Annotated in this window: 20 protein-coding genes and 1 tRNA gene; 14 read left to right on the top strand and 7 right to left on the bottom strand. The window is 66.5% G+C overall.

All coding sequences use genetic code 11. From position 1 onward, the window contains the following. Positions 1-25 precede the first annotated feature (25 nt). Together F3087_RS41815 and F3087_RS41810 are read left to right on the top strand one after the other, a co-directional pair. Positions 26-958 carry a family 2A encapsulin nanocompartment shell protein gene (locus F3087_RS41815; protein ID WP_150407731.1) on the top strand — a complete coding sequence of 311 codons (933 nt, stop codon included), beginning with the start codon at positions 26-28 and terminating at the stop codon, positions 956-958. Further along, complete coding sequence (locus F3087_RS41810; RefSeq protein ID WP_150407730.1) at positions 930-2,867, top strand: family 2A encapsulin nanocompartment cargo protein cysteine desulfurase; 1,938 nt, start codon at positions 930-932, stop codon at positions 2,865-2,867. Before F3087_RS41815 ends, F3087_RS41810 begins: the two co-directional genes overlap by 29 nt. A 62-nt stretch (positions 2,868-2,929) precedes the next feature. On the opposite strand, the gene F3087_RS41805 is transcribed toward F3087_RS41810, so the two are convergent. Next, positions 2,930-3,934, bottom strand: coding sequence for a polysaccharide deacetylase family protein (locus tag F3087_RS41805; RefSeq protein ID WP_223885761.1), 1,005 nt, complete (start codon positions 3,932-3,934; stop codon positions 2,930-2,932). A 219-nt stretch (positions 3,935-4,153) separates the two neighbouring features. On the opposite strand from F3087_RS41805, the gene F3087_RS41800 reads away from it, so the two are divergent. Further along, entirely contained in the window at positions 4,154-5,647 is a 1,494-nt protein-coding gene (locus tag F3087_RS41800) for a putative glycoside hydrolase (RefSeq protein ID WP_223885760.1), read from the top strand. Here the strand turns inward: F3087_RS41800 and F3087_RS41795 are convergent. Then, positions 5,623-6,870: a phthiocerol/phthiodiolone dimycocerosyl transferase family protein gene (locus F3087_RS41795; protein WP_150407729.1), complete on the bottom strand. Its 1,248-nt coding sequence runs from the start codon at positions 6,868-6,870 to the stop codon at positions 5,623-5,625. The two genes, F3087_RS41800 and F3087_RS41795, sit on opposite strands and share 25 nt — an antisense overlap. A gap of 149 nt (positions 6,871-7,019) precedes the next feature. On the opposite strand from F3087_RS41795, the gene F3087_RS41790 reads away from it, so the two are divergent. Next, a complete protein-coding gene (locus F3087_RS41790) occupies positions 7,020-7,502 on the top strand; it encodes a cation:proton antiporter regulatory subunit (protein WP_150407728.1) in 483 nt (160 codons plus the stop codon). Positions 7,503-7,514: 12 nt separating this feature from the next. On the opposite strand, the gene F3087_RS41785 is transcribed toward F3087_RS41790, so the two are convergent. Further along, complete coding sequence (locus F3087_RS41785; protein WP_150407727.1) at positions 7,515-8,231, bottom strand: SDR family NAD(P)-dependent oxidoreductase; 717 nt, start codon at positions 8,229-8,231, stop codon at positions 7,515-7,517. Positions 8,232-8,320: 89 nt separating this feature from the next. On the opposite strand from F3087_RS41785, the gene F3087_RS41780 reads away from it, so the two are divergent. The 3 genes from F3087_RS41780 (at position 8,321) to rpoB (ending at position 13,460) form a co-directional block, all read left to right on the top strand. Next, entirely contained in the window at positions 8,321-8,887 is a 567-nt protein-coding gene (locus F3087_RS41780) for a TetR/AcrR family transcriptional regulator (protein WP_150407726.1), read from the top strand. A 10-nt stretch (positions 8,888-8,897) separates the two neighbouring features. Further along, positions 8,898-9,683: an alpha/beta fold hydrolase gene (locus F3087_RS41775; protein ID WP_150407725.1), complete on the top strand. Its 786-nt coding sequence runs from the start codon at positions 8,898-8,900 to the stop codon at positions 9,681-9,683. 300 nt (positions 9,684-9,983) lie between these two features. After that, positions 9,984-13,460: a DNA-directed RNA polymerase subunit beta gene (rpoB, locus tag F3087_RS41770; RefSeq protein ID WP_150407724.1), complete on the top strand. Its 3,477-nt coding sequence runs from the start codon at positions 9,984-9,986 to the stop codon at positions 13,458-13,460. A 51-nt stretch (positions 13,461-13,511) separates the two neighbouring features. Here the strand turns inward: rpoB and F3087_RS41765 are convergent, their stop codons facing one another. Further along, positions 13,512-15,047, bottom strand: a complete 1,536-nt coding sequence (locus F3087_RS41765; RefSeq protein ID WP_150407723.1) for a DHA2 family efflux MFS transporter permease subunit — start codon at positions 15,045-15,047, stop codon at positions 13,512-13,514. Positions 15,048-15,074: 27 nt separating this feature from the next. Then, complete coding sequence (dapA, locus tag F3087_RS41760) at positions 15,075-15,980, bottom strand: 4-hydroxy-tetrahydrodipicolinate synthase (protein WP_150407722.1); 906 nt, start codon at positions 15,978-15,980, stop codon at positions 15,075-15,077. 71 nt (positions 15,981-16,051) lie between these two features. On the opposite strand from dapA, the gene F3087_RS41755 reads away from it, so the two are divergent. Next, positions 16,052-16,948, top strand: coding sequence for a LysR family transcriptional regulator (locus tag F3087_RS41755; protein WP_150407721.1), 897 nt, complete (start codon positions 16,052-16,054; stop codon positions 16,946-16,948). Between the two features lie 134 nt (positions 16,949-17,082). Here F3087_RS41755 and F3087_RS41750 read toward each other — a convergent pair whose 3' ends face one another. Next, a complete protein-coding gene (locus F3087_RS41750) occupies positions 17,083-17,745 on the bottom strand; it encodes an EthD domain-containing protein (RefSeq protein WP_150407720.1) in 663 nt (220 codons plus the stop codon). Positions 17,746-17,865: 120 nt separating this feature from the next. Here F3087_RS41750 and F3087_RS41745 point away from each other — a divergent pair, with 120 nt between their 5' ends. The 5 genes from F3087_RS41745 (at position 17,866) to F3087_RS41725 (ending at position 21,891) form a co-directional block, all read left to right on the top strand. Further along, the gene (locus tag F3087_RS41745) at positions 17,866-18,486 is read left to right on the top strand and encodes a VOC family protein (RefSeq protein ID WP_150407719.1); all 621 of its coding nucleotides are present in this window, start codon (positions 17,866-17,868) and stop codon (positions 18,484-18,486) included. Between the two features lie 54 nt (positions 18,487-18,540). Further along, positions 18,541-19,995 carry an MFS transporter gene (locus F3087_RS41740; protein ID WP_223885759.1) on the top strand — a complete coding sequence of 485 codons (1,455 nt, stop codon included), beginning with the start codon at positions 18,541-18,543 and terminating at the stop codon, positions 19,993-19,995. 51 nt (positions 19,996-20,046) lie between these two features. Beyond that, entirely contained in the window at positions 20,047-20,697 is a 651-nt protein-coding gene (locus F3087_RS41735) for a class I SAM-dependent methyltransferase (protein ID WP_223885758.1), read from the top strand. 13 nt (positions 20,698-20,710) lie between these two features. Continuing rightward, positions 20,711-20,992: a hypothetical protein gene (locus F3087_RS41730; RefSeq protein ID WP_150407717.1), complete on the top strand. Its 282-nt coding sequence runs from the start codon at positions 20,711-20,713 to the stop codon at positions 20,990-20,992. Between the two features lie 167 nt (positions 20,993-21,159). Next, positions 21,160-21,891: a PAS and ANTAR domain-containing protein gene (locus F3087_RS41725; RefSeq protein ID WP_150407716.1), complete on the top strand. Its 732-nt coding sequence runs from the start codon at positions 21,160-21,162 to the stop codon at positions 21,889-21,891. Between the two features lie 2 nt (positions 21,892-21,893). Here F3087_RS41725 and F3087_RS41720 read toward each other — a convergent pair whose 3' ends face one another. Continuing rightward, positions 21,894-22,628, bottom strand: coding sequence for a GAF and ANTAR domain-containing protein (locus F3087_RS41720; protein WP_150407715.1), 735 nt, complete (start codon positions 22,626-22,628; stop codon positions 21,894-21,896). A gap of 237 nt (positions 22,629-22,865) precedes the next feature. On the opposite strand from F3087_RS41720, the gene F3087_RS41715 reads away from it, so the two are divergent. After that, positions 22,866-22,942 (top strand) — tRNA-Pro (locus F3087_RS41715). Positions 22,943-23,299: the final 357 nt, after the last annotated feature.

Here is a 23,299-nt window from a genome sequence, read left to right as displayed (position 1 = left end):
GATTTGCCGATCCCAAGGTGGTTCGATGACGAAAGCTGTTCCCCGGCCGGTGGCACTGGGCGATGAAGCTGCCCGGACACTCGCCAATGCAACAAAGTCCGTTCCGCAGATGGAGTCGATCACCCCTCGGTGGTTGGTCCATCTGCTGAACTGGGTGCCCGTCGAAGCCGGTATCTACCGGCGTAACCGGGTCACGCACGAACAAACCGTCGATATTCAGTGCGATAACTTCGACGAGTCTCCGCTGCCGGAGACCTTTATCGACTACGAGCGAGACCCACGGGAGTACCGCCTCAAGGCCGTGCACACGATTCTCGACGTGCACACCCGTGTCTCGGATCTGTATTCGAGCCCGCACGATCAGATTGCTCAACAGTTGCGGCTGACCATCGAGGCAATCAAGGAGCACCAAGAGGGCGAGCTGATCAACAGCCCGGACTACGGTCTCATCGCGAATGCCACGAAGACGCAGCGTCTCTCGACGATCGCCGGGCCGCCCACGCCGGACGACCTGGACAATCTGCTCACCAAGGTCTGGAAGGAGCCCGGCTTCTTCCTCACCCACCCGCAGGGCATCGCCGCGTTCGGCCGGGAATGCACCCGGCGCGGTGTGCCGCCGCCGACCGTGAGCATGTTCGGGTCGCAGTTCCTGACCTGGCGCGGGATTCCGATCATTCCGTCGGACAAGGTTCCGGTGGAGCGCGGGAAGACCAAGTTCGTGCTGATCCGCACCGGCGAGGCCCGGCAGGGTGTGGTCGGTCTGTATCAGCCCGGGCTGGCCGGTGAGCAGGGACCGGGCCTGTCGGTGAAGTTCATGGGTATCGATCGCAGCGCGATCGCGTCATATCTGGTGTCGCTGTACTGCTCGCTGGCGATCCTGACCGACGATGCGGTGGCAGTGCTCGACGGAGCCGAGGTGGGCAAGTTCCATGACTACGCACCGACCTACCGGAGCTGACATCTCGCGCCCAGCGGACGACGGTGGCGCCGAGTGGATGCTGCCGGACGAGGCGACGCTGAATCGCCTTGCCGGAGCGTTCTTCTCGGCGCTGCCGTCGGCCGCGGCGGGTTCGCCCGCCGCGCCGATGGGCGTGAGCATGGTGCAGCCGGATATGCCGACCTCACCGCCGAACGTGCCGGCGCCTTCGCCGGTGCCGACGGCGACAGCGGCTGGGGCGCCGGGGTTTTCCGGTGCCGCGCATCCGGGTGGGCATACACCGGAGGCGGCATCGTCAGGCGCACAGGGTGTTTCGAGCGCCGCGCCACCCGGCGGGCGCACTCCCGAGCCTTCGGTGCCGGGTATCAACGGCACCGCGCCCACTGGCGGATCGACGTCTGGTGCACAAGGGTTTTCAGGCACCACTCCGCCCGGCGGCAGTACGCCGGAACCGTCGGTGCCGGGCTGGGGACGTGACGTGCCGATGGCCGACGCCGCAGGCCGGCCCGCGCACTCGCCCGTGAGTACCGCCGGAATACACAACGACCCGTTCCTCACCGCTCTGCCGTCGTTGCGCGAAGTGCTGTCACCGCAACGCTTTCCCGATGCCGGTATGCAACCGTCCGCCGCCCCGAGCTTCTATTTCCTGGACTCGGCCGCGGCGCCGACCGCACCGGTGGCGTCGGCTCACCTGCCCGACGCGCATCCGCCGTTCGATGTCTACGCGGTGCGCAACGACTTCCCGATCCTGCGGGAACAGGTGAACGGCCATCCGCTGGTGTGGTTCGACAACGCGGCGACCACGCAGAAGCCGCGCGCGGTGATCGAGCGCATTTCGTACTTCTACGAGCACGAGAACTCCAACATCCACCGGGCCGCCCATGAATTGGCAGCTCGGTCCACCGATGCCTACGAGCAGGCCCGCGACATCGTGGCCCGGTTCATCGGCGCGTCCTCGGCGGAGGAGATCATCTTCGTCCGCGGCGCGACCGAGGGCATCAACCTGATCGCACAGACCTGGGGCCGCAAGCACATTCGCGAAGGCGACGAGATCATCATCTCGCACCTGGAGCACCACGCGAACATCGTCCCGTGGCAGATGCTGGCCGCCGAGACGGGCGCGGTGCTGAAGGTCATTCCGGTAGACGACAACGGCGAGCTGATGCTCGGCGAGTACACCAAGCTGCTCTCCGATCGCACCAAACTCGTTTCGGTGGCCCATGTTTCGAACGCGCTCGGCACCATCACCCCGGTGCGCGAGATCGTCGCCGAGGCGCAGCGCGCCGGAGCGGTCACCCTGGTCGACGGGGCGCAATCGGTGCCGCACACCAGGATCGACGTGCGCTCGATCGGCGCCGATTTCTTCGTGTTCTCCGGCCACAAGCTGTTCGGCCCCACCGGAATCGGCGTGGTCTACGGAAAATCCGAGATACTGCAAGACGTTCCGCCCTGGCAGGGCGGCGGCAACATGATCAGCGACGTCACGCTGGAACGTTCGCTGTTCCGGCCGCCTCCCGGTCGATTCGAGGCCGGTACCGGAAACATCGCGGACGCAGTCGGTCTCGGCGCCGCGATCGAATATGTCGAGGGCATCGGCATGGACGCCATTGCCCGCTACGAGCATGGATTGCTCGAGTACGCGACCCCGCGGGTCGCCGCGGTGCGCGGTATCCGGCTGGTAGGTACCGCCGCCGAGAAGGCGAGCGTGCTGTCGTTCGTGATGGCCGGGTACGAGCCGATCGAGGTCGGAAAGGCGTTGAACGAGAAGGGCATCGCTGTTCGGGCGGGCCACCATTGCGCTCAGCCGATTCTGCGCCGCCTCGGATTGGAGGCGACGGTGCGTCCGTCGTTCGCCTTCTACAACACCTGCGAGGAGATCGACCAAATGGTCGCCGTCCTCGAACAACTAGCGGCCAGCTCGCCGCGGTGAGGCACTGAACCCGCATCTAGGTCGGCCGCACTCCGGTGCGGCCGACCTTGCGCACTTTCCGATCAGTACTGCCTGGCCTGAACCGACCACCGTGGGTTCAGCGTCCCGGACAGGCGCGCCGGAAAAGAGATCTGCTGTGGATTGCCGTCCGAGGTATAGCGCTGCTCCGGATTCGCGGCGAGCCGATCGAGCCAGTAGGTCGAGTCGAAGTCGACTGCTGTTCTGCCGGAACGAATCCGGGGAATCGCCGTGGCATCCAGATCACCGTATGGCGACGGGGCGGGCTCGGCCCCGACCAGCATCACCGCCTCGAACGCATAGCTTGTCCCGTCCCAGCTGCCCGCGGTGGCCAGGCTCCGGTCGGACGGGGAGATACCGAGCGGCAACGCCATCGTCCGCACCCGGCCCGGTGCCGCCGACCCGATCGCGCGGACGTTGTCCGCCAGCTCGCGCTGCACTCCGGTGCGGTCGAGCTGGGCGAGGTTCGCGTGGGTCGCGGTGTGGGCGCCGATCTCGTATCCGTGTGCGGCCAACCAGGACAGGGCGCGCGGGTCGTCACCGAACGGCTGATTGTTGACGTAGAACGTCGCGGTCGGCGCGAAATCGGGATGCTCGGTCCGGAACTGCTCGAGGATGCCGACCACGGTGTCCGGCGCGACCTTGCCGTCGGCGGTGAACGCGAGCTGGCTCAGCGTCGAGTCGTCGAAGGTCAGCACCACCGGATGCGCGCCGGCGGGCAGATCGATAGCGCCGGAAACATAGGCGGCCGTGGTCACCGGACGGTAGTTCTCCCGGTATATCCGCTCGAGTTCGGCGCGGAATTTCGCTGGCGTCTGGTCATATTCGCTGTCCGGCGCCGCCGCCAGTTGGTGATACATGAGCACGGGCACCACACCCAGTTCATTGGCCGCGACCGCGGCCGGATCTGGTGCGGGACGCACCGATGGCGGCGAACTCTCCATCGGGCCCGCGAGATTGGCCGGGCCGGGGTTCGCGGCACACGCCGCGGCCGTCGACACCAGCACCGACAACATAACTCGAACACAGATAGTCGCGTTCTTCGCCACCGTGCGAACAGTACGCGAGCCAGACCATTTCGTTGTGTAAGGAACTCGGGCAAAGTAGCGACGGGCGCGGGCCGAACCCGCGATAGTTGAGCGATCTTCTGACGAAAGTTGGTGTGCGCGTTGCTAGAAAGACTAGGCGTTACAGGACACCGGCGGTTGGCGGCGGTCCTGGTTATCTCCGTCTCATTGATTCTCATCGCCTCCGTCACCCTGAGCTGGGTGCGCACCGAACCCCGGGGCCTGACCGTTACCGGGCTGCCGAACAATTTGGTCGGCGCAACGACGTTGTCCACCATGACTTTGCGAGTCGACGCGGGTGCCTACGACCCCGCGGCCATGCGGCTCTCGCTCGACGGTGCGCCGGTCTCCGGCACGGTCGACGGCAATACCGTCGTCTACCGGCCGGGAGCGCTGCCCGACGGCGAGCACAAGTTCACCGCCGAGATCCCGCCGAACTTCCTCGGTTTCCTGCGCACCGGTCCGGGCGTGTCGAAGACGTTCACGGTCGACAACGAGCCGCCCGCGTTGACGCTGACCCAGCCGACGGGTGTGACCTCCTACCGCCAGCCGGTCACCGTGCGCGGCAAAGCCGAAGGGGCCGAGCGCGTGTCGGTCGGCACCCAGGCCGTGACGCCGGCCGGCGACGGCACGTTCGAGATCGCCATGTCCCGCGCGCACACGGGCGCCCAGGTGGTCGCCGTGGACGCGGCGGGCAACGAGGCCGCGCAGGCGATCACGGCGGCCGTGGAGCAGCCACGGATCAAGGCGGTACACGTGACCGCGTACGGCTGGTCCGACGACGGCCTCCGCGAGGACGTGCTGAACATGGGCCGCGACGGGCGGATCAACACCGTCCAGCTCGACATCAAGGACGAGGACGGCGTCGTCGGCTACGACTCGCAGGTGCCGCTGGCGCAGGAGTCGGGTGCCGTCGCCCGGATCTACGACGCCCCCGCGGCACTACGCCAATTGCACGACATGGGCATTCGAGTCGTCGGCCGGATCGTCGCCTTCCGCGACAAGACCATGGCCGAATGGGCGTGGCAGGCCGGACATCAGGACTGGGTCGTCCAAACTCCGTCCGGCCGGCCGTATTCCAGCAGGTACGGTCCGATCGCCTTCACCAACTTCGCGAATCCCGAAATGCGCAGATACAACATCGATCTCGCGGTCGAGGCGGCGAAGCTCGGTTTCGACGGGATCATGTACGACTACATCAGACGCCCGGACGGCGCGCTGTCCCAGATGAATTTCCCCGGCTCGACCACCACGCCCACCGTGTCGATCGCCGAATTCCTGCATGAGAGCCGCGATCCCGTGCACGACGCCGGCGCCGATCTGAGCGCCGCCGTGTTCGGCATAGCGTCCACCCGGCCCGACGAGATCGCGCAAGACATTCCGTTGATGGCCAAGTACGTCGATTACATCGCACCGATGCTGTATCCCTCGCATTGGAATGCCGGCGAATACGGTGTCGCCAACCCGAATTCGCAGCCGTACGACATCATCTACCGCTCACTCCAAGACTTCCGCACCCAGACGCAGGGCACCGCCGCCAAGGTCGTCCCCTGGTTGCAGGACTTCAGCCTCGGCGTCGACTACGGTCCCGACGAGGTCAGGGCGCAGATCGACGCCGCGGACGCGGCCGGGGTGAACGGGTTCTTCCTGTGGAGCCCGACCGTGCGCTATCACCTCGTGGGTCCCGCGGACTGAACCGCCGCCTCTAGCCGGGCTCGCAGTGCCGCGACGATCGCGCGGTCGTCGTCGCCCGGTTCCGGGGCCAGCAGATCGACGCTCAACCGGCCCTCGAAGCCGGTGATCACGAAGAACGGCGTCGGATTCTCGGGGATGTCGATCGGCGTGGGCACGTCCATGTGGAACAGCGGCCAGAAGTCCTCCAGTTCGAGCGCGGCTGGATGGCGAAGGGCCGGAATCCTGCCCCAGTTCGTCGCGAGTGCCGCGGCCGGAGCCTGCTGGAGTTCTTGCAGCACAGCGACTTTGGTTCCGGCCGCCTGCACCGCGGTGTGGTGGATCGTCTGCGCGGCCAGATCCGTGGCGAGCCGGGCGCCGATCGCCCGCGCGATGTCCGCGAGCTCGGCCGAGTCGCCCTCGGTGATGAACCGCCCATAGCCAAGGATGTTCGTGCCAGCGGTGAAGGCCACCGGCGGCGAGAGGCGCGAGCGGAGCTCGACGAGAAACGCGTAGGGCAGTTCGGGCAGCGGCACCGCGTGCACCTCGGCGATGGCGAGCAGGATCGCCGCCGACACCAGGCTGTTGATCGTCGCGCCCTGCCGGTGACCGTAGTCGACCAAGGCCGCGGTCTGCGTCTCGTCGAGTTGGCAGCGCACGTCGGTCAATTCGACGAGTTGATGCCCGCCGTCCAGCTCCGGCGCATCGGTCGGCGCGAAAGCAGGAGTCCGCGCATCGACGGCATCGATGCCGCGCTCGGCGTACAACGCCTCCAGCGACCTCGGGTAGTCGTGCCGTTTCACCGCCGGGCGCGCCATTCCGCCGACGAAATCGGTGTAGAGCGACCAGAATTCCGCCAGCACCGCGAGCGAATGATGCCCGTCGGCGACGCTGTGATGGATCAGCAACGTCACATTCGCCCGCTCGCCCTCGCGCACCACGTGGAGTTCGCAGACCGTCCGGGTCGCGTCCAGCTCGGTGCCGTAGCGGACGGACGCGACCTCGTCGTCGAATACCCGGATCGCCGGCGGCGCGGGCGAGGCGACTATCGCGATGCCCTGCTCGTCGATCACGAGTCGGGACCCGAGAACCGGATACGCCCGCCGCAGCGCGGCGAACGCCTGGGACAACGCCGCGACGCCCAGGGAACCACGCACTTGAACGGAGTATCCGACGAACAATCCCAAGCCGACATATACCGCTTCGGTCGGCGCCAACGGTCGAATCGTCGTGTGTGAAGCGGTCACCGTCGATCTCCTCAATGCGCTCGGTTCTGCACCTTTCCCGCTGACTCCCGGCGAGTCAGCTAACGTCAAGCTACAATACGAACGATCGATCGGTTAGTTGTCATGACCGACGTCACACCCCGGGCCGCACACGCGGTTACGCTGGAGGAGTGAACGTTGAGGTGACGCGCCTGCCGGGTATCGGTGTGCGCAAAGACTTTCCGGTCAAGGGCGTTCGCCGCCGCATCGGCGTCATCGATCACAAGGACGGCACGATCTACCTGATCGTCAGCAAGTCCGACAATCCCGAGGCCACCGACCAGATCCCGTTATCGGCGTCGGAGGCGGCCGCGCTGGCCAATCTACTGGGCGCCCCGCAGCTGGTGGCTCAGCTGCGCGAGGAACATCGCGAGTTCGACGGCGTGAACACCCGCCAGTTCTCCATCCTCGGCGGCTCCCCCTACGTCGATCGGCCGCTCGGCGAGACCGAAATGCGCACCCGGACACGGGTTTCCATTGTCGCGATCATGCGCGGCGGCGCGGTGATCCCGTCACCGGGCCCGGATTTCACCTTCGCCGCCGGCGACCTGCTGGTGATCGTCGGCACCACCGAGGGCCTGGACGCCGCCGCCCGAATCCTCACCGACGGGTGAGCCCGCGGTCGGTCAGCCGCCGAACAGGTCGAAGACCGCTTCGGCCCGGTCACGACTGCGGTACATGTCCCAGGCGGTGGCGGCGAGATCGTCGGGGTTCAGCGTGCGGCCCTCGGGCGAACCGAATCGGCCCGGGTCGGCGGAGACCATGGCGTGGATGTCGCCGCGTTCGATGAGACCGCCGATGGTGAGCGTGCCCGCGTAGACGCCTCGGTCGGCGAGGGCGGCGTTGAGGGTGATCGCGTAATTGCGGATCGCCGCGGACGGCAGGGCCAGCTGGCCGAGCATCGGCATGGGCCGGATGCTCGACAGACCGCCCGCGAAGAGCAGCGCGCCGGAGCCACGCGTCAGCATGGCCGGGAGCACCTCGTGCACCATGTCGATGGCGGGCCAGACCCATTCGAACGCGGATTGCGCTGTGGCGGCGTCCGTTTCGGTGATCGGCACGGGTTGCAGCGCCGGACCCGTGCCGTAGTAGGCCAGCTCGATGTCGCCGTCACCGGCGATTTCGGCGAGAACAGCTTTCAGGCGGTCGCGATCGGTGACATCGGCGGCGTAGGCGGTCGCGTCGATATCTTGCGCGGCAAGGTCTTTCAGATAGCCCTCGTGCCGCGCACCGTTGCGCGACACCAGTGCGACCCGATATCCCTCGCTGCCGAAACGCCTGGCCATGGACATGCCGAGCCCGGGTCCGACGCCGACGATCACTGCGGTTGATGTGGTGGACATGAATCTCCTTCGGAAAGATTGAGGGGGTACTCACTTTCATAAAGTAGCACGAAATCGAGGAGCCCCTCGACTTTTGTAGGATGGACCCCATGACCAAACCGATGCGCCGCGACGCGGCCCGCAATCGCGAGAAGCTGTTGCGCGAGGCGGCCGACGTCTTCACCGAACAGGGGCTCGACGGCTCACTGGAGGAGATCGCGCGCCGGGCCGGGGTCAGCATCGGCACGCTGTACAACCACTTCCCGCACCGCGACGCACTCATCGAGGCGCTGCTGCCGCCCCGCCTCGCCGCCATCGATGACTTCGCCGTGCGAGCCGCGGGCGAGCCGGATGCTTGGGTGGCGTTCAGCGGATTCATCGAGGAACTACTGGGTCAGATGACCTCCGACCGCGGCTTGCTGGAGGCGCTCACCGGCGACCATCCCGCCGCGGCCCAGCTGACCGAGGCCTGCCATCGCGGGTTGTCGCACCTGTCGACCCTGCTGGAGCGCGCCCGAAAAGCCGGCGCGGTACGCGCAGACGCGAGCGACGACGACGTCGTGCACCTGATCTGGGCGCTCTCGCTGCTCGGCGAGGCCACCGGAACACCCGCGTGGCGCCGCAGCCTCGAACTCGTACTCGACGGCCTGCGCCCCACCCACCGACCGACTCGATAGGAACGCCACCATGCCATATGCCAAGGCCGCCAACGGCGTTCGCCTCGCGTACCAGACCGCCGGGGCGGGCAACCCGCTGATTCTGCTTGCCGGCCAAGCCAACAACCATCACTGGTGGGACGGGATCCGCGCGGACTTCGAGACCCGGTATCGCACCATCACCCTCGACTGGCGCGGCACCGGAGCCAGCGACAAGCCCGACGAGCCGTACAGCACAACGGGTTTCGCCGACGACGTGGTCGCGGTGCTCGACGACCTCGGCATCGACCGGGCGGCCGCCTACGGCACCTCCATGGGCGGTCGCGTCGCCCAATGGCTGGCCGCCCGTCACCCCGAACGGGTGGCCGCGCTGATCCTCGGCTGCACCTCCCCCGGCGGCAGACACGCCATCGAACGCGGTCCCGAGATCCGGCAGTCGCTCATCGATCCCGACCCGGACGCGGCGCGGCAAGCCCTGCTGGAATTGATGTACACCCCGGAGTGGCTGGCGCACAACCAAGGTCCGTACAACACCCTCGGCGACCCCACCATGCCCGCGTACGCCAAGCGCCGCCACCTGATGGCCAGCAACAAGCACGATGCCTGGGATGCCTTGCCGGACATCACGACTCCCACCCTGATCGTGCACGGGACCGAGGACCGCTTCAATCCCGCCGCGAACGCCCCGCTGCTCGCCGAGCGCATCCCGCACGCCCGCATGTACCTGATCCCCGGCGCCCGGCACGCCTACTTCGACGAGTTCCGGGCCGTCGCGGGTCCGCTCGTGCTGGACTTCCTGAACGAGGCACACACCTAGGCTCCGCCATTCGCCACCTGCCGAATCGGCGAATTTCCGCCGAAAGTCTTGACGCGGAGAACTTCCCGGGGTTACTATTCCCATAGACGAAAACATTCGACGTGGTTACTACGTGAACCCAATTCTCGAATGCCTATTGTGCTGCGCAGATTCAGCGAGTAACTTGGGACGTTGCGCTGGCTGCCTCCTGTCCGACCCACACAAACCCACTCTGTTCATTCATCGTGAGTGTGCGAGTTTCGTTCGGGTAGGTGACCACACGCAATTCATCAGCAGTGTGAGGTCGCGGAAGGACGCACCGTGTCAGTCTCGTCCCAAAAAGTCACTACTACAGCCCAGGAAATTGCCGGTATTCCCGGCGCCCCGAAGCGGGTGTCGTTCGCCAGGATTCGTGAGCCGCTCGACGTGCCTGGCCTGCTCGACGTACAGACCGACTCGTTCGAATGGTTGATCGGCGCACCGCAGTGGCGGGCGCGCGCCGCCGCACGCGGCGAGAACAACACCGCCGGCGGGCTCGAAGAGGTGCTCGCCGAACTCTCCCCGATCGAAGACTTCGCCGGCACGATGTCGCTGTCGCTGTCCGATCCGCGCTTCGAAGAGGTCAAGGCCTCCATCGACGAGTGCAAAGACAAGGACATGACCTACGCGGCGCCGTTGTTCGTCACCGCGGAGTTCATCAACAACAACACCGGTGAGATCAAGAGCCAGACGGTCTTCATGGGAGATTTCCCGATGATGACCGACAAAGGCGCGTTCATCATCAACGGCACCGAACGCGTCGTCGTCGCCCAGCTGGTGCGCTCCCCCGGCGTCTACTTCGATCAATCCGTCGACAAGACCACCGAAAAGGACCTCTACAGCGCGCGCGTCATTCCGTCGCGTGGGGCCTGGCTGGAGTTCGACATCGACAAGCGCGACAGCGTCGGTGTCCGCATCGACCGCAAGCGTCGCCAGCCGGTCACCGTGCTGCTCAAGGCCTTCGGCTGGACCACCGAACAGATCGTCGAACGGTTCGGCTTCTCCGAGATCATGATGTCGACGTTGGAAAAGGATCACACGGCAGGCCCCGACGAGGCGCTGCTGGACATCTACCGCAAGTTGCGTCCGGGCGAGCCGCCGACCAAGGAGTCCGCGCAGACCCTGCTGGAGAATCTGTTCTTCAAGGAGAAGCGCTACGACCTGGCCCGCGTCGGACGGTACAAGATCAACAAGAAGCTGGGCCTGCGGATCGATTCGGCGACGCTGACCGAGGCCGACCTGGTCGCGGTCATCGAATACCTGGCCCACCTGCATCGCGGCGACAAGACGATGACCGCCGCGGGCGGCACCGAGGTGCCGATCGGCGTCGACGACATCGACCACTTCGGTAACCGCCGCGTCCGCACGGTCGGCGAGCTGATCCAGAACCAGATCCGGATCGGCCTGTCCCGCATGGAACGCGTGGTCCGCGAACGGATGACGACCCAGGACATCGAGGCCATCACGCCGCAGACCCTGATCAACATCCGCCCGGTCAGCGCGTCGATCAAGGAATTCTTCGGCACCTCGCAGCTGTCGCAGTTCATGATGCAGGACAACCCGCTCGCCGGTCTGACCCACAAGCGCCGCCTATCCGCCCTCGGACCCGGCGGCCTGTCCAGGGAACGCGCCAGCATCGAGGTCCGCGACATCCACTTCAGCCACTACGGCCGCATGTGCCCGATCGAGACGCCGGAAGGGCCGAGTATCGGCCTGATCGGCTATCTTTCGGTGTTCGCCCGGGTCAATCCGTTCGGGTTCATCGAGACGCCGTATCGCACGGTGGTCGACGGTCAGGTCACCGACGAGGTCGTCTACATGACCGCCGATGAAGAGGAACGCTACATCCGCGCCCAGGCCAACTCCCCGGTCGACGCGCAGGGTCGCCTGCTGGACAGCAAGGTGCTCGCGCGGCGCTTCGGCGACGAGGTCGAGTTCGTCCCGCCCACCGAGGTTGATCTCATGGATGTGTCGCCGCGCCAGATGGTTTCGGTCGCGTCCGCGATGATTCCGTTCCTCGAGCACGACGACGCCAACCGTGCGCTGATGGGTGCGAACATGCAGCGTCAGGCCGTCCCGCTGATCCGTTCCGAAGCACCCGTAGTGGGCACCGGCATGGAGCTGCGGGCGGCGATCGATGCCGGCGATGTCGTGGTCAACGAGAAAGCCGGTGTGGTGGAGGAGGTTTCGGCCGACTTCCTCACCGTGATGGCCGACGACGGCACGCGCAAGAGCTACCGTCTGCGCAAGTTCGCCCGGTCGAACCAGGGCAACTGCGTCAATCAGCGGCCGATCGTCGACGAAGGCGCGAGAGTCGAAGCGGGACAGGTACTCGCCGATGGCCCCTGCACCGAGAACGGCGAGATGGCGCTGGGCAAGAACCTGCTCGTCGCGATCATGCCGTGGGAAGGCCACAACTACGAGGACGCGATCATCCTGTCCCAGCGCCTCGTGGAGCAGGACGTGCTCACCTCGATCCACATCGAAGAGCACGAAGTCGACGCCCGGGACACGAAATTGGGCGCGGAGGAGATCACCCGGGACATCCCGAACATCTCCGATGACGTGCTCGCCGACCTCGACGACCGCGGCATCATCCGGATCGGCGCCGAGGTGCGCGACGGCGACATTCTCGTCGGCAAGGTCACCCCGAAGGGCGAGACCGAGCTGACGCCCGAAGAACGCTTGCTGCGTGCCATTTTCGGTGAGAAGGCACGCGAGGTCCGCGACACCTCGCTCAAGGTGCCGCACGGCCAATCCGGGAAAGTCATTGGTATCCGGGTGTTTTCGCGCGAGGACGACGACGATCTACCTCCCGGTGTGAACGAGCTGGTGCGTGTGTATGTGGCGCAGAAGCGCAAGATCCAGGACGGCGACAAGCTCGCCGGTCGCCACGGCAACAAGGGTGTTATCGGCAAGATCCTGCCGACCGAGGACATGCCGTTCATGCCGGACGGCACCCCGGTTGACATCATCCTGAACACCCACGGTGTGCCGCGCCGGATGAACATCGGCCAGATCTTGGAGACCCACCTCGGGTGGATCGGCAAGACCGGCTGGGAGATCAAGGGCACGCCCGACTGGGCCGAGACCTTGCCGGCGGAACTGCTGTCCGCGCCCCCGAACAGCAATATCGCGACACCGGTGTTCGACGGCGCCCGCGACGAAGAGCTCACCGGACTGCTCGGCTCCACGCTGCCCAATCGCGACGGCGACGTGATGGTCGGCGCGGACGGCAAGGCCACCCTGTTCGACGGGCGTTCCGGCGAGCCGTTCCCGTACCCGGTCGCGGTCGGCTACATGTACATCCTGAAGCTGCACCACTTGGTCGACGACAAGATCCACGCCCGTTCGACCGGTCCGTACTCGATGATCACCCAGCAGCCGCTCGGCGGTAAGGCCCAGTTCGGTGGCCAGCGCTTCGGTGAAATGGAGTGCTGGGCCATGCAGGCCTACGGCGCGGCGTACACGCTGCAGGAGCTGCTGACGATCAAGTCCGACGACATCGTGGGCCGGGTCAAGGTTTACGAGGCGATCGTCAAGGGCGAGAACATTCCGGAGCCGGGCATTCCGGAGTCGTTCAAGGTGCTCCTCAAAGAACTCCAGTCGCTGTGCCTCAACGTCGAGGTGCTGTCTTCCGACGGCGCCGCGATCGAGATGCGCGACGGCGACGACGACGATCTCGACCGGGCCGCGGCGAACCTGGGCATCAACCTGTCCAGGAACGAGGCGGCGACGATCGAGGATCTGCCCGGATAATAGTCGTGCGCCGAGATCGGCTGCTGGGCAGTCGATCTCGGCGCACGGGGGTCAAACGTGTACCGCCGCAACCGCGTCGGTCAACTCCGGATTCTTCGGCCTCGTCCGCGGCAGGAAGAACGCCGGGATCAGGGTCAGGATGATCAGCACCAGTGCCACGATGTAGGTGTGGCTGAATGCCGTTGACGCCTGGCTCAATCCGGTCTCCAGCACGCCGGGCGGCAGCTTGCTGGCGAACTCCGGATTGGCGTTCGCCACGATCGCCGGCTTGGCGAATTCCTTGTTGTTCAGGAAGTTGGTCAGCACCACCGAGATGGTCGCGGTGCCGATCGAACCCGCCGTCTGGTTCACGATGTTCATCAACGTCGAACCACGGGCGACCTGCTGATGGCTCAGCGTCTGGATGGCCGCGGTCATGATCGGCATCATCGTGCAGCCCATGCCCAGGCCCATCACGAACAGCGCGCCCAGCATCAGCGGGTACGAGGTGTCCACGGTGAGCTGGGTGAAGAACACCGTGCTGACCGCGATCAGCGTGATGCCGACCAGCACGATCTTCCCCGGCCCGATCTTGTCCACCAGCTTGCCCGCCACCGGCATGGTGACCATCGCGCCCAAACCCTGTGGGATGAGCAGCAATCCGGCCTGCAACGCCGATTCGCCGCGGACCTGTTGCAGGTAGGTCGGCAGCAGCAGCGCCCCGCCGAAGAACGCGATGGCGAACAGCACCATGGTGAGCACCGCGAAGGTCAGCGACCGGTTGCGGAACAGGTGCAGGTCGATCAGCGGATGCTCGGTGCGCAGAGCGTGGAACACGAACGCCACCATGAGCAGAGCGCCGATGATGGCCGGCAGCAACACCTTTGTCGCGAGCACCGTGCCCTCACCCGGAATGGACGAGACGCCGAACAGGAACAGCGCGAGTCCCGGCGAGGCGAGCAGCATGCCGAGGAAGTCGAACGACTCCGACGGTTCCGGCTTGTCCGCGGGGAACACGACGTAGGCCAGGATCAGCGCGATGACGCCGATCGGGACGTTGATCAAGAAGATCCACTGCCAGTGGAATTCGATCAGCCAGCCGCCCAGGATCGGGCCGCAGATCGGGCCGAGCAGCATCGGCACGCCGAGCACCGCCATCACCCGGCCGACGCGCTGCGGGCCGGCCGCGTGCGTCATGATCGTCATGCCGAGCGGCATCAGCATGCCGCCGCCGATGCCCTGGATCACGCGGAACGCGATCAGCGACTCGATGTTCCACGCGGTGGCGCACAGCACCGAGCCGAGGACGAAGAAGGTCAGTGCCGCCATGTACAGGCGTTTGGTGCCGAACCGGTCCGCCGCCCACCCGGTGAGCGGGATGACGGTGGCCAGCGCGAGCGTGTAGCCGGTGATCGTCCACGCCGCGATGGCGTAGCTCGTCTCGAATTCGGCTTGGAAGGTAGGGAGCGCGATATTGACGACGGTGATGTCGAGGATCGACATGATCGCGCCGAGCACGACCACGCCTGCTACTTTCAAGACCGCCGGGTCCAGTTTGTCGGCGGTAGGGTCAGGCCCCGTCGCCTGATTATCCGGAGGATGAGTCACCGCTTAAGCGTTGCACCTCTTCGCCTCCTACACCAGCAATTTCTCCGACAATTCGGCAGAAGAATTTGCCAAAGCCGACAGCGCGGCGATCGTGGTGGCCTCGCTCGCGGGCAGCAGCGGCAGTCGGACGGCCGGGCTGGGGATGCGTCCCTGGGCCGCCAGGACCGCCTTGATGACGGTGGGGTTCGGCTCAGCGAAGAGCGCGGCGGACAGGCCGGCCAGGCGGTGACCGAGGGCGCGAGCCTCATCGATCCGGCCGTGGTGCCAGGCGTCGATCAGCGCCGCGAACGACCCGGTGACGAGGGTCGAGGAGGCGAGGATGCCGCCTGCCGCGCCGAGGGCGAGCAGCGGCGAGAGGTAGAGGTCGTCGCCCGCGAGGACGGCGAAATCGGCTGGGCGCGTGGCCATCAGCTCGATGGTGGCGTCGTCGATGCTGCCGACGGCGTGCTTCACGCCGACGATGTTCGGGTGCTCGGCGAGCTGACGCAGGGTCTCGGCGCCGAGGATGCGGCCGGTGCGGTACGGAATGTTGTAGATGACGAGGGGCACCGGGCTGGTGGCGGCGAGGGCCTGGAAGTGCGCGAGCACGCCGGCCTCGGACGGGCGGGTGTAGTACGGGACGACCGTGAGCGCCGCGGTGATCTGCGGGCTGAGCGCGGCGACCGCTTCGATCGAGGCCGCCGTGGAGTTCGAGCCGGCGCCGACGATCAACTGGCCGTTCAGTTCTCGGCACACGCGCGCGCAGATCTCGACGACGAGTGCGCGTTCTACGGCGGTCAGGGTAGCGGCCTCCGCGGTGGTGCCAAGCGCGACCAGCCCGGTCGCGCCCTCGGTGAGGGCGGAGCGGGCCAGACCTTCCAACGCGTCGGCGGCTAGCGCGCCGTCGGCGGTGAACGGCGTGACCAGAGGGACATATAAGCCTGCGAGCGTCATGAATACGAGCTTGACGCCGGTGAACGGTTAGGTCCAGTTCACGTTTCTACAGTCGAGCATAAGATTGACTGATGCTCGATATTCGGAAGTTGCGGCTGCTGCGCGAGCTGGCGCACCGCGAGACCATCGCGGCGGTTGCCGAGGCGCTCGCCTATACGCCCTCGGCGGTATCCCAGCAGCTCAGCGCGCTCGAGCGGGAGGCCGGTGTGCCGTTGCTGGAGCGGACCGGGCGACGGGTCACGTTGACCCCGGCCGCGCGCACGCTGGTCGAGTACGCGGAGACGATCCTCGCGGTGCTCGAACAAGCGGCCGCCGAGCTGGCCACCACGCGGGCCGACCTGAACGGGACGCTACGCATCGGCGCGTTCCCGACTGCCGTTCGGACGATCCTCTCCCCCGCCCTGGTCGCGTTGAGTCGCGATCATCCCGCGCTCGAATTGATGGTCACCGAACTGGATCCGGCGACCGCGCCGGCCGCGTTGCGGGCGGAGACGCTGGATGTCGCGCTGGTTCAGGAGTACGACTACGTGCCCGTCGAGCCGGATTCGGCGCTGGACACCGAGCCGCTGCTCGAGGAAACCATTTATCTCGCCGCGCTTTCCGACGAGTCGCTGGCCAGCTGGCGCGACACCTCTTGGATCGCAGGCACTCCCGATACGTTGTGCCACACGATGACCGTGCGCGCCTGCCAGGCAGCGGGATTCACGCCGCGGATTCGTCATCATGCCGATGACTTCGGCACGGTGCTGGCACTCGTCGCGGCGGGGCAAGGAGTGGCGCTCGTACCCGAACTCGGCGCGCTGTCCTGCCCGCCCGAGGTCACGCTGACGCCGCTGCCGACGCAACGGCGGACACTGCTGGCGTATCGACGCGGGACCGGCGACCATCCCGCGGTGAGCGCTGCCCGCTCGGCATTGCGGACCTCGGCGGCGGCGATCGACACGGCCGGGTTATCGCAGCGCGGCTGACAACCAGCGGCCGTCGCGGCGGGTAACAGCTTCGGCACTGCGCACCACGGTCGCCGAGTTGTCGCAGCACGACTGATAGCTTTCGGTCAGCAAGGTGGCTCGCTCGGCGCTGCATATCGACGCCGCACGGTTGGTCAGGCGAGAAGATACCGACTGGTCGGCACTACGTCGAGGTCTCGGTCGGCGCCGAAGGTGTTGACGCTCTTCATCAATCGCGAGATGCGCCGGGTGAGTTCGGCGTTGTCGCCGGCGCTGCCGTAGAACGCGTGCGGGTCGGTGAGGGCTTCGATCGGGAACAGTTCTTCGACGATGGCTGCGATGTCGGGGGCGGCTTCGGTGACGGGTTCGAGGACGAGGTTCTGGATGTAGCCGAAGGTTGCCTGGGTGGCTATGGCGACCTCGGTGTGCTCGTTGCGCCAGCGGTGTAGCCAGTCGGGGTGCGACAGGGTGTCGGGGCGGCGGAGAAATGCGATGTTGGCCAGGCCCGGTGCGCGCTCGCGAAGTGGCACCGCGGGCGGCTCGATCGGTCTCGCCTCTTCGACGTGCCAACCGGCGACCCGCTTCGCGACCGACGCGAGAAGGTCAGCGACAGCGGCTGTTTCGTGACGATCCGAGAGCCACACGCTGACCACCGCGGCCACCGGTTCGTCGAACGTGGTCAGTCGCAGCATCGCGTTCTCGACCACCGCGTCGGAGATGTTCGCTTGCACCGCAAGGGCTCCGGCGGCGGTCAGCCGGGCGGTCAGATCCTCGGCGAGGAGGTCACCGGTATCCCAGAGTGCGAAGATCACCTTCATCGCGCGACCGCTTTCTGTAACAGGTTCTACTTCGACGCAGCGTAGCCCACTCTCGCCGCGCACAAATCGCGGTGCGCGAAATCGGGGGCCCACCCGCGGCGCATAGCTAGGGTTTGCGGGGTGAGTGGGTTGGATCATTTAGTGCTTGCCACACCGGATCTACCGGATGCCGTGGCGACGGTGACGCGACTGCTCGGCGTCGCGCCGGTTCCGGGTGGACGGCATGTGGGTCGAGGGACGCGCAACTTTCTGCTCGGTCTCGGAGACGGCGGCTATCTCGAGCTCATCGGTCCGGACGACGACCAGCCGGTGCCCGCGCTTCCCCGGCCGTTCGGGCTCGATGGGCTCACCGAACCGCGGCTGGTGACCTGGGCGGCGCAGGTGACCGACATCGACGGAGCCGTCGCCGCGGCCCGCACGGCCGACTACGACCCGGGCGACCCCGCCGAGATGTCCCGCGCCACCCCGGACGGACAGGTACTGAATTGGCGACTGACCTTGTCGAACGACGGCAGCCACACCGGCGTGATTCCGTTCCTCATCGACTGGGGCTCGACGACCCATCCCTCCGTGAACCTGCCGCAGGTGACGCTGCGTTCGCTCGAGGTCACCCATCCGGACCCGACAACGATTTCCGCCCGCCTGCGTGCCCTGTCGATCGATATCGCAGTCCAACCAGGCCTGCGACCGGCACTGATCGCTACCCTCGACGGTCCCGCCGGCGCCCTCACCCTGCTCTGAATACTTGCCGGCCCCTCGGGTAATCGGTCCGCACTGACCGAAGGCGGGTGGGCTGTGAAGACGATATCGACCGACATTCCGGCGCGACTGGATCGTTTGCCGTGGTCGCGGTGGCACTGGATGGTGGTGATCGGGCTCGGGTCCGTGTGGATCCTGGACGGCCTGGAGGTCACCGTCGTCGGCAGCGTGGCGAGCCGGCTCTCCGAACCCGGCAGCGGCATAAGCATCACTGCCGCACAGGTTTCCGGGCTCGCGGCGGCGATGTACGTCGCCGGTGCGGGTTGCGGCGCGCTGTTCTTCGGTTGGCTCACCGACAGATTCGGCCGCAAGAAGCTGTTCCTGATCACGCTCGCGGTGTACCTGTTCGCGACAGCCATGACCGCCCTGTCGTTTTCGATGTGGTGGTTCATCATCTTCCGCTTCCTCACCGGCTTCGGCATCGGCGGCGAGTACGCGGCGATCAACTCCGCCATCGACGAGCTGATCCCGCGAAAGTATCGCGGGCGCATCGACATCGTGATCAACGGGACGTTCTGGCTCGGCGCGGTCGGCGGTTCGCTGCTGTCGATCGTCGCGTTGAACACCGACCTGTTCGCGCCGAACATCGGCTGGCGCTTGACCTTTGCGCTCGGCGCCGTGTTCGGGCTGATCATCCTGGTGGTGCGCAGGCATGTGCCGGAAAGCCCGCGCTGGATGTTCATCCACGAGCGCGAGGACGGCGCCGAGCGGACCGTCGCCGACATCGAAGCGCAGGTCCGCGCCGACACCGGCCGCGAGCTGGAAGACGTGTCCGATCAACGGATCGAGATCCACCAGCGGCGCACCATCAGCTTCCGCGAGATCGCCGAGGTGATGGCCAAGCACTATCCGAAGCGCAGCGTGCTCGGCCTCTCGCTGTTCATCGGGCAGGCGTTCCTCTACAACGCCATCACCTTCAATTACGCGCTCATCCTGTCGAAGTCGTTCCACGTGGCCGACGATCGGGTCGGCTACTACTTCGCCGTGATCTGCTTCGGCAACTTCCTCGGACCGCTGCTGCTCGGCAAGCTCTTCGACACCGTCGGCCGCAAGCCGATGATCGCCGGCTGCTACATCGGCTCGGCGATCCTATTGTTCGGCACGGCATGGCTTTTCGCGGCGGGAGTGCTGTCGGCGGTGACCTTGACCGCGTGCTGGACCGCGGTGCTGTTCGTCGCCTCCTGCGGGGCCAGCGCGGCGTATCTGACAGTGAGCGAGATCTTTCCGATGGAGACGCGCGCCATGGCCATCGCGTTCTTCTACGCGATCGGGACCGTGGCGGGCGGCGTGGCCGGTCCGCTGGTGTTCTCGAAGCTGGCCGCCGACGGCGATGCGGGCAAGATAGCGCTGGCCTTCGCCATCGGCGCCGCCGCGATGTTCGCCGCCGGGCTCGTCGAGGTGGCGTACGGCGTCAAGGCGGAGGGCCGTTCACTGGAGGACATCGCGAAACCACTCAGCGCCACGAACAGTCACGCGGCAGAGGCTTCCTAAATTGTCTCAGACAGTTTAGGCTGAGGGTCGAGTAACGCCGAAGGGACACCGATGTCAGCCGCCATGCCGCACGCCCCGACCCGCGCCTTCAACAGCCTCGTCACCCACGGATGGAATCGGCTCGCCCGGGTCTACAACGTCCCGCTGGTGCAGCGGGTCGCCTACCGGCCGCCGCAGGACGAGATCATCGGCCAACTGCGACAAGGGGATATCCGGCGGATCGCCGACGTCGGTTGCGGCACAGGGATTCTCGCGTCCCGCATTCAGCAGGATCTGCAGCCCGAGGTGATCTACGGCTGCGACGCCTCCGTCGGCATGCTCCGGCAGGCGAAAACGCGCTCCGGCGAGGTGAATTGGCTCAATCGACGCGCCGAGGACCTGGGCCTGCCCGACGGGGCGGTCGATGCCGTCGTCTCGACGCATGCCTTCCATTTCTTCGATCACCCGGCGGCGCTGGCCGAGTTCCACCGAATCCTTTCTCCCGGTGGGCTGCTCGCGATCGTCCTGATCAATCCGCGCCACCGGTTCGCGCAGCTGCTGCAGCCGACGCCGATTCAGAACGTCGCGTACTTCCCGTCGCCCGATGCGATGCGGCTGCTGGTCGAGGAGGCGGGATTCCGGGTCACCGAACAGCGCGCCGTCCGCAGGCCGCTCCCCGCCCCGTTCGTGCCCGACGTCCTCACCGTCGCCCGCCGCGCCTGATCGGAGAACCACCGTGCCACAACCGATCTCGACCCCGAACCTGACCGCGCGGATCGACCGGCTGCCCGCACCGCTGCCCGCCGCCTGGGCAGCTCGGCTCCGCATGCACACCGGAATCGAGCACATCATCGGACGAATCCAGCAGCGGCACTACCGCTTCCGCGACACCGTCGCGTGGCCGGGTCTGCGCCGGATCGGCGTCGGGGAGCAACTGCTCGCCGCCGCAAGGGTCCGGCACGGCCGAATTTTCGACCGGGTCTACGACGCCGCGCGCACCGCCCACTGGTACGTCTGATCCGACCGTTTCACCAGGTCACAACCCCTTTGCCGGAGTCGATAAGCCTCGCCGGCGAACTGTCGGCACCCCCAGGTAATCTAGTCGACCGGACCGCGCTGCCCCAGACCCCGCCAGCCGACCGAAATTGATACTGACATCGGTCTTAGGTGGAGAGGGGCAGGTCGTTGGATCAGTCTGTCGATATTCCGGAGGTCACGCGCGGCGAGGTTCCGGGCACGGCACAGGTGCCCGCGGGGTCCGTCGGACCCGACACGGTTCGTCCCGCCGAGGAAGTGCTGGGCGCGGGCAGGTCACAGAGCGCGGGAACCTTTCGCTTCTGGCTGGCCGACCAGCGGTGGGAATGGTCCGACGAGGTCGCGATCATCCACGGCTACGAGCCGGGCACGGTCCAGCCGTCCACCGAATTGCTGCTGTCGCACAAGCATCCCGACGACCGCGAGCAGGTCGCGAGCATCATCGCCCGAACGGTCGAGACCGGCGAGCCGTTCTGCAGTCGGCACCGGATCATCGACACCAAAGGGGTCATGCACCACGTCCTCGTCGTCGGCGACGACATGCTCGACGGCGACGGCGAGGTGATCGGCACCTCCGGCTACTACGTCGACATCACCAACGCGCTCGAAGAAGACCGCAGGCAGACCCTCGACGGCGCGCTCCCCGAGCTGTACTCCGCGCGCGCCGCCATCGAGCAGGCCAAGGGCGCGCTGATGCTCATCTACGGGATCACCGCCGACCAGGCGCTCCGGGTGCTCACCTGGCGTTCCCAGGAGACCGGGACGAAGCTGCGCGCGCTCGCCACCCAGCTCGTCTCCGAGGCCACCACGATGGAGGGGTCCATGGTCGAGCTGCGCACCCGGTTCGACCACCTGCTGCTCACCGTGCACGAGCGCATGTGAGCTCAGCGCGGGCGGTACTTTTCCAGGATCTTGCCCGGGTCGACGGCCCGGTCGACCACGGCCCGGGCAAGCTCCGGCAGCCGCCCGCGGGTCTGCCGCGCATAGCCGCGCAGCGCGTCGAACGCGGCCTCCGGATCGAGATCGCCGTGCGCCGCCAGCATGCCCTTCGCCTGCTCGATCACGATCCGGCTCTGCAACGCCAGGTGCAACTGCCCGTTGACCGACTTGTGATCGGCCAGCAACCGCGCCTGCAAGATCGCGATACTCGCGATATCGGCCAGCGCCTGCCCGACCAGCAAATCGTCCTCGGTCAGATGCTCCTCGCCGGTACTGAACAGGTTCAGCGCACCGACCCGGTCCGTGCGCAACCGCATCGGTAGCGCGTAGACCGACTGAAACCCGTCCAGCAGAGCCTGTTTCGCGAACGCCGGCCACTGATCCCGCGCCTCCTCCAGATCCTCCACGATCACCCGCTGGCTACTGCGGTACGACTGCACACACGGCCCGTCCTGTACCTGGATCTGTAGTAACTCCAGCCAGCGCGTCGCCTCACTGGTCGACGCCAGCACCTTCATCTCGCCGTCCTCGCCGGCCAGCAACACCGCGGCGGTATCGACGGGTAGCAGTTCGACAGCGCGATCCAGCAGCTCCTGCACCACGTCCACCAGGTCGTAGTCCTCCACCAGCGAGTCCGCCAACTGCACAAACGCCTCGACCAGTCGCCGCTCCCGACTCATACCCGCCGTCTCCTTCCATTCCACCAGGCCCCGCGAGGCCCGGCCGTTTCGTACCGACGGAATGCCCCCACTACTCGCCGCCAATCGGCCCACCCACTCGGACACCCGTCACACTCCCTGCGCCCGACCAGGATTCAGCACCCGCCCCACCCCCACCGCCACGCCGTTAACCAGGCGATTCGCTCCCCCGGCCTTACCTGAGGTAATCTCTTCGAGCGCCCAGCGATGGGCGTGGAACGGGCTGTGGCGCAGCTTGGTAGCGCACCTGACTGGGGGTCAGGTGGTCGCAGGTTCAAATCCTGTCAGCCCGACCAGGTCAGAGGCGGTTTCCGCCTCTGACCTGAGTTGTTTTGTGGACCAATTGTGGACCAGGGGGCAAACCCCGGGCGCAACGGGTCTGGCAGGCACAGAGATAGTCAACGGGTTCTCCTGGCAGGCCGAGCGGTCCTGTAGGTGTGTTCTACGCAGGGATGACAATCCCGGAGCGTGTGATCAGCGGCTGGTCGCACCGAAGCTGCTGGACGGTTGCCCGCAGCCGAGTCCGGGGCTTACCCTTCTACAGCACCCCATTTGTCGGGGTTTCCCGGTACCCGCCGCAGCGGAGCCGGACGACGTGCCAGTCGGCAGATCTCAGATCACCCGCAGGTCTACCGCGTCAGTGACGGTGAGCC

This window comes from Nocardia colli (assembly GCF_008704205.1).
Classification (GTDB): domain Bacteria; phylum Actinomycetota; class Actinomycetes; order Mycobacteriales; family Mycobacteriaceae; genus Nocardia; species Nocardia colli.
This window is presented reverse-complemented; position numbering and strand designations above follow the sequence as displayed.

Coding starts and splice junctions, on each gene's coding strand:
- F3087_RS41815 (WP_150407731.1), top strand. CDS start 26: ATGACGAAAGCTGTTCCCCGGCCGGTGGCACTGGGCGATGAAGCTGCC.
- F3087_RS41755 (WP_150407721.1), top strand. CDS start 16,052: ATGCTCGATATTCGGAAGTTGCGGCTGCTGCGCGAGCTGGCGCACCGC.
- F3087_RS41785 (WP_150407727.1), bottom strand. CDS start 8,231: ATGTCCACCACATCAACCGCAGTGATCGTCGGCGTCGGACCCGGGCTC.
- dapA (WP_150407722.1), bottom strand. CDS start 15,980: ATGACGCTCGCAGGCTTATATGTCCCTCTGGTCACGCCGTTCACCGCC.
- F3087_RS41810 (WP_150407730.1), top strand. CDS start 930: ATGACTACGCACCGACCTACCGGAGCTGACATCTCGCGCCCAGCGGAC.
- F3087_RS41780 (WP_150407726.1), top strand. CDS start 8,321: ATGACCAAACCGATGCGCCGCGACGCGGCCCGCAATCGCGAGAAGCTG.
- F3087_RS41735 (WP_223885758.1), top strand. CDS start 20,047: ATGTCAGCCGCCATGCCGCACGCCCCGACCCGCGCCTTCAACAGCCTC.
- F3087_RS41750 (WP_150407720.1), bottom strand. CDS start 17,745: ATGAAGGTGATCTTCGCACTCTGGGATACCGGTGACCTCCTCGCCGAG.
- F3087_RS41720 (WP_150407715.1), bottom strand. CDS start 22,628: ATGAGTCGGGAGCGGCGACTGGTCGAGGCGTTTGTGCAGTTGGCGGAC.
- F3087_RS41775 (WP_150407725.1), top strand. CDS start 8,898: ATGCCATATGCCAAGGCCGCCAACGGCGTTCGCCTCGCGTACCAGACC.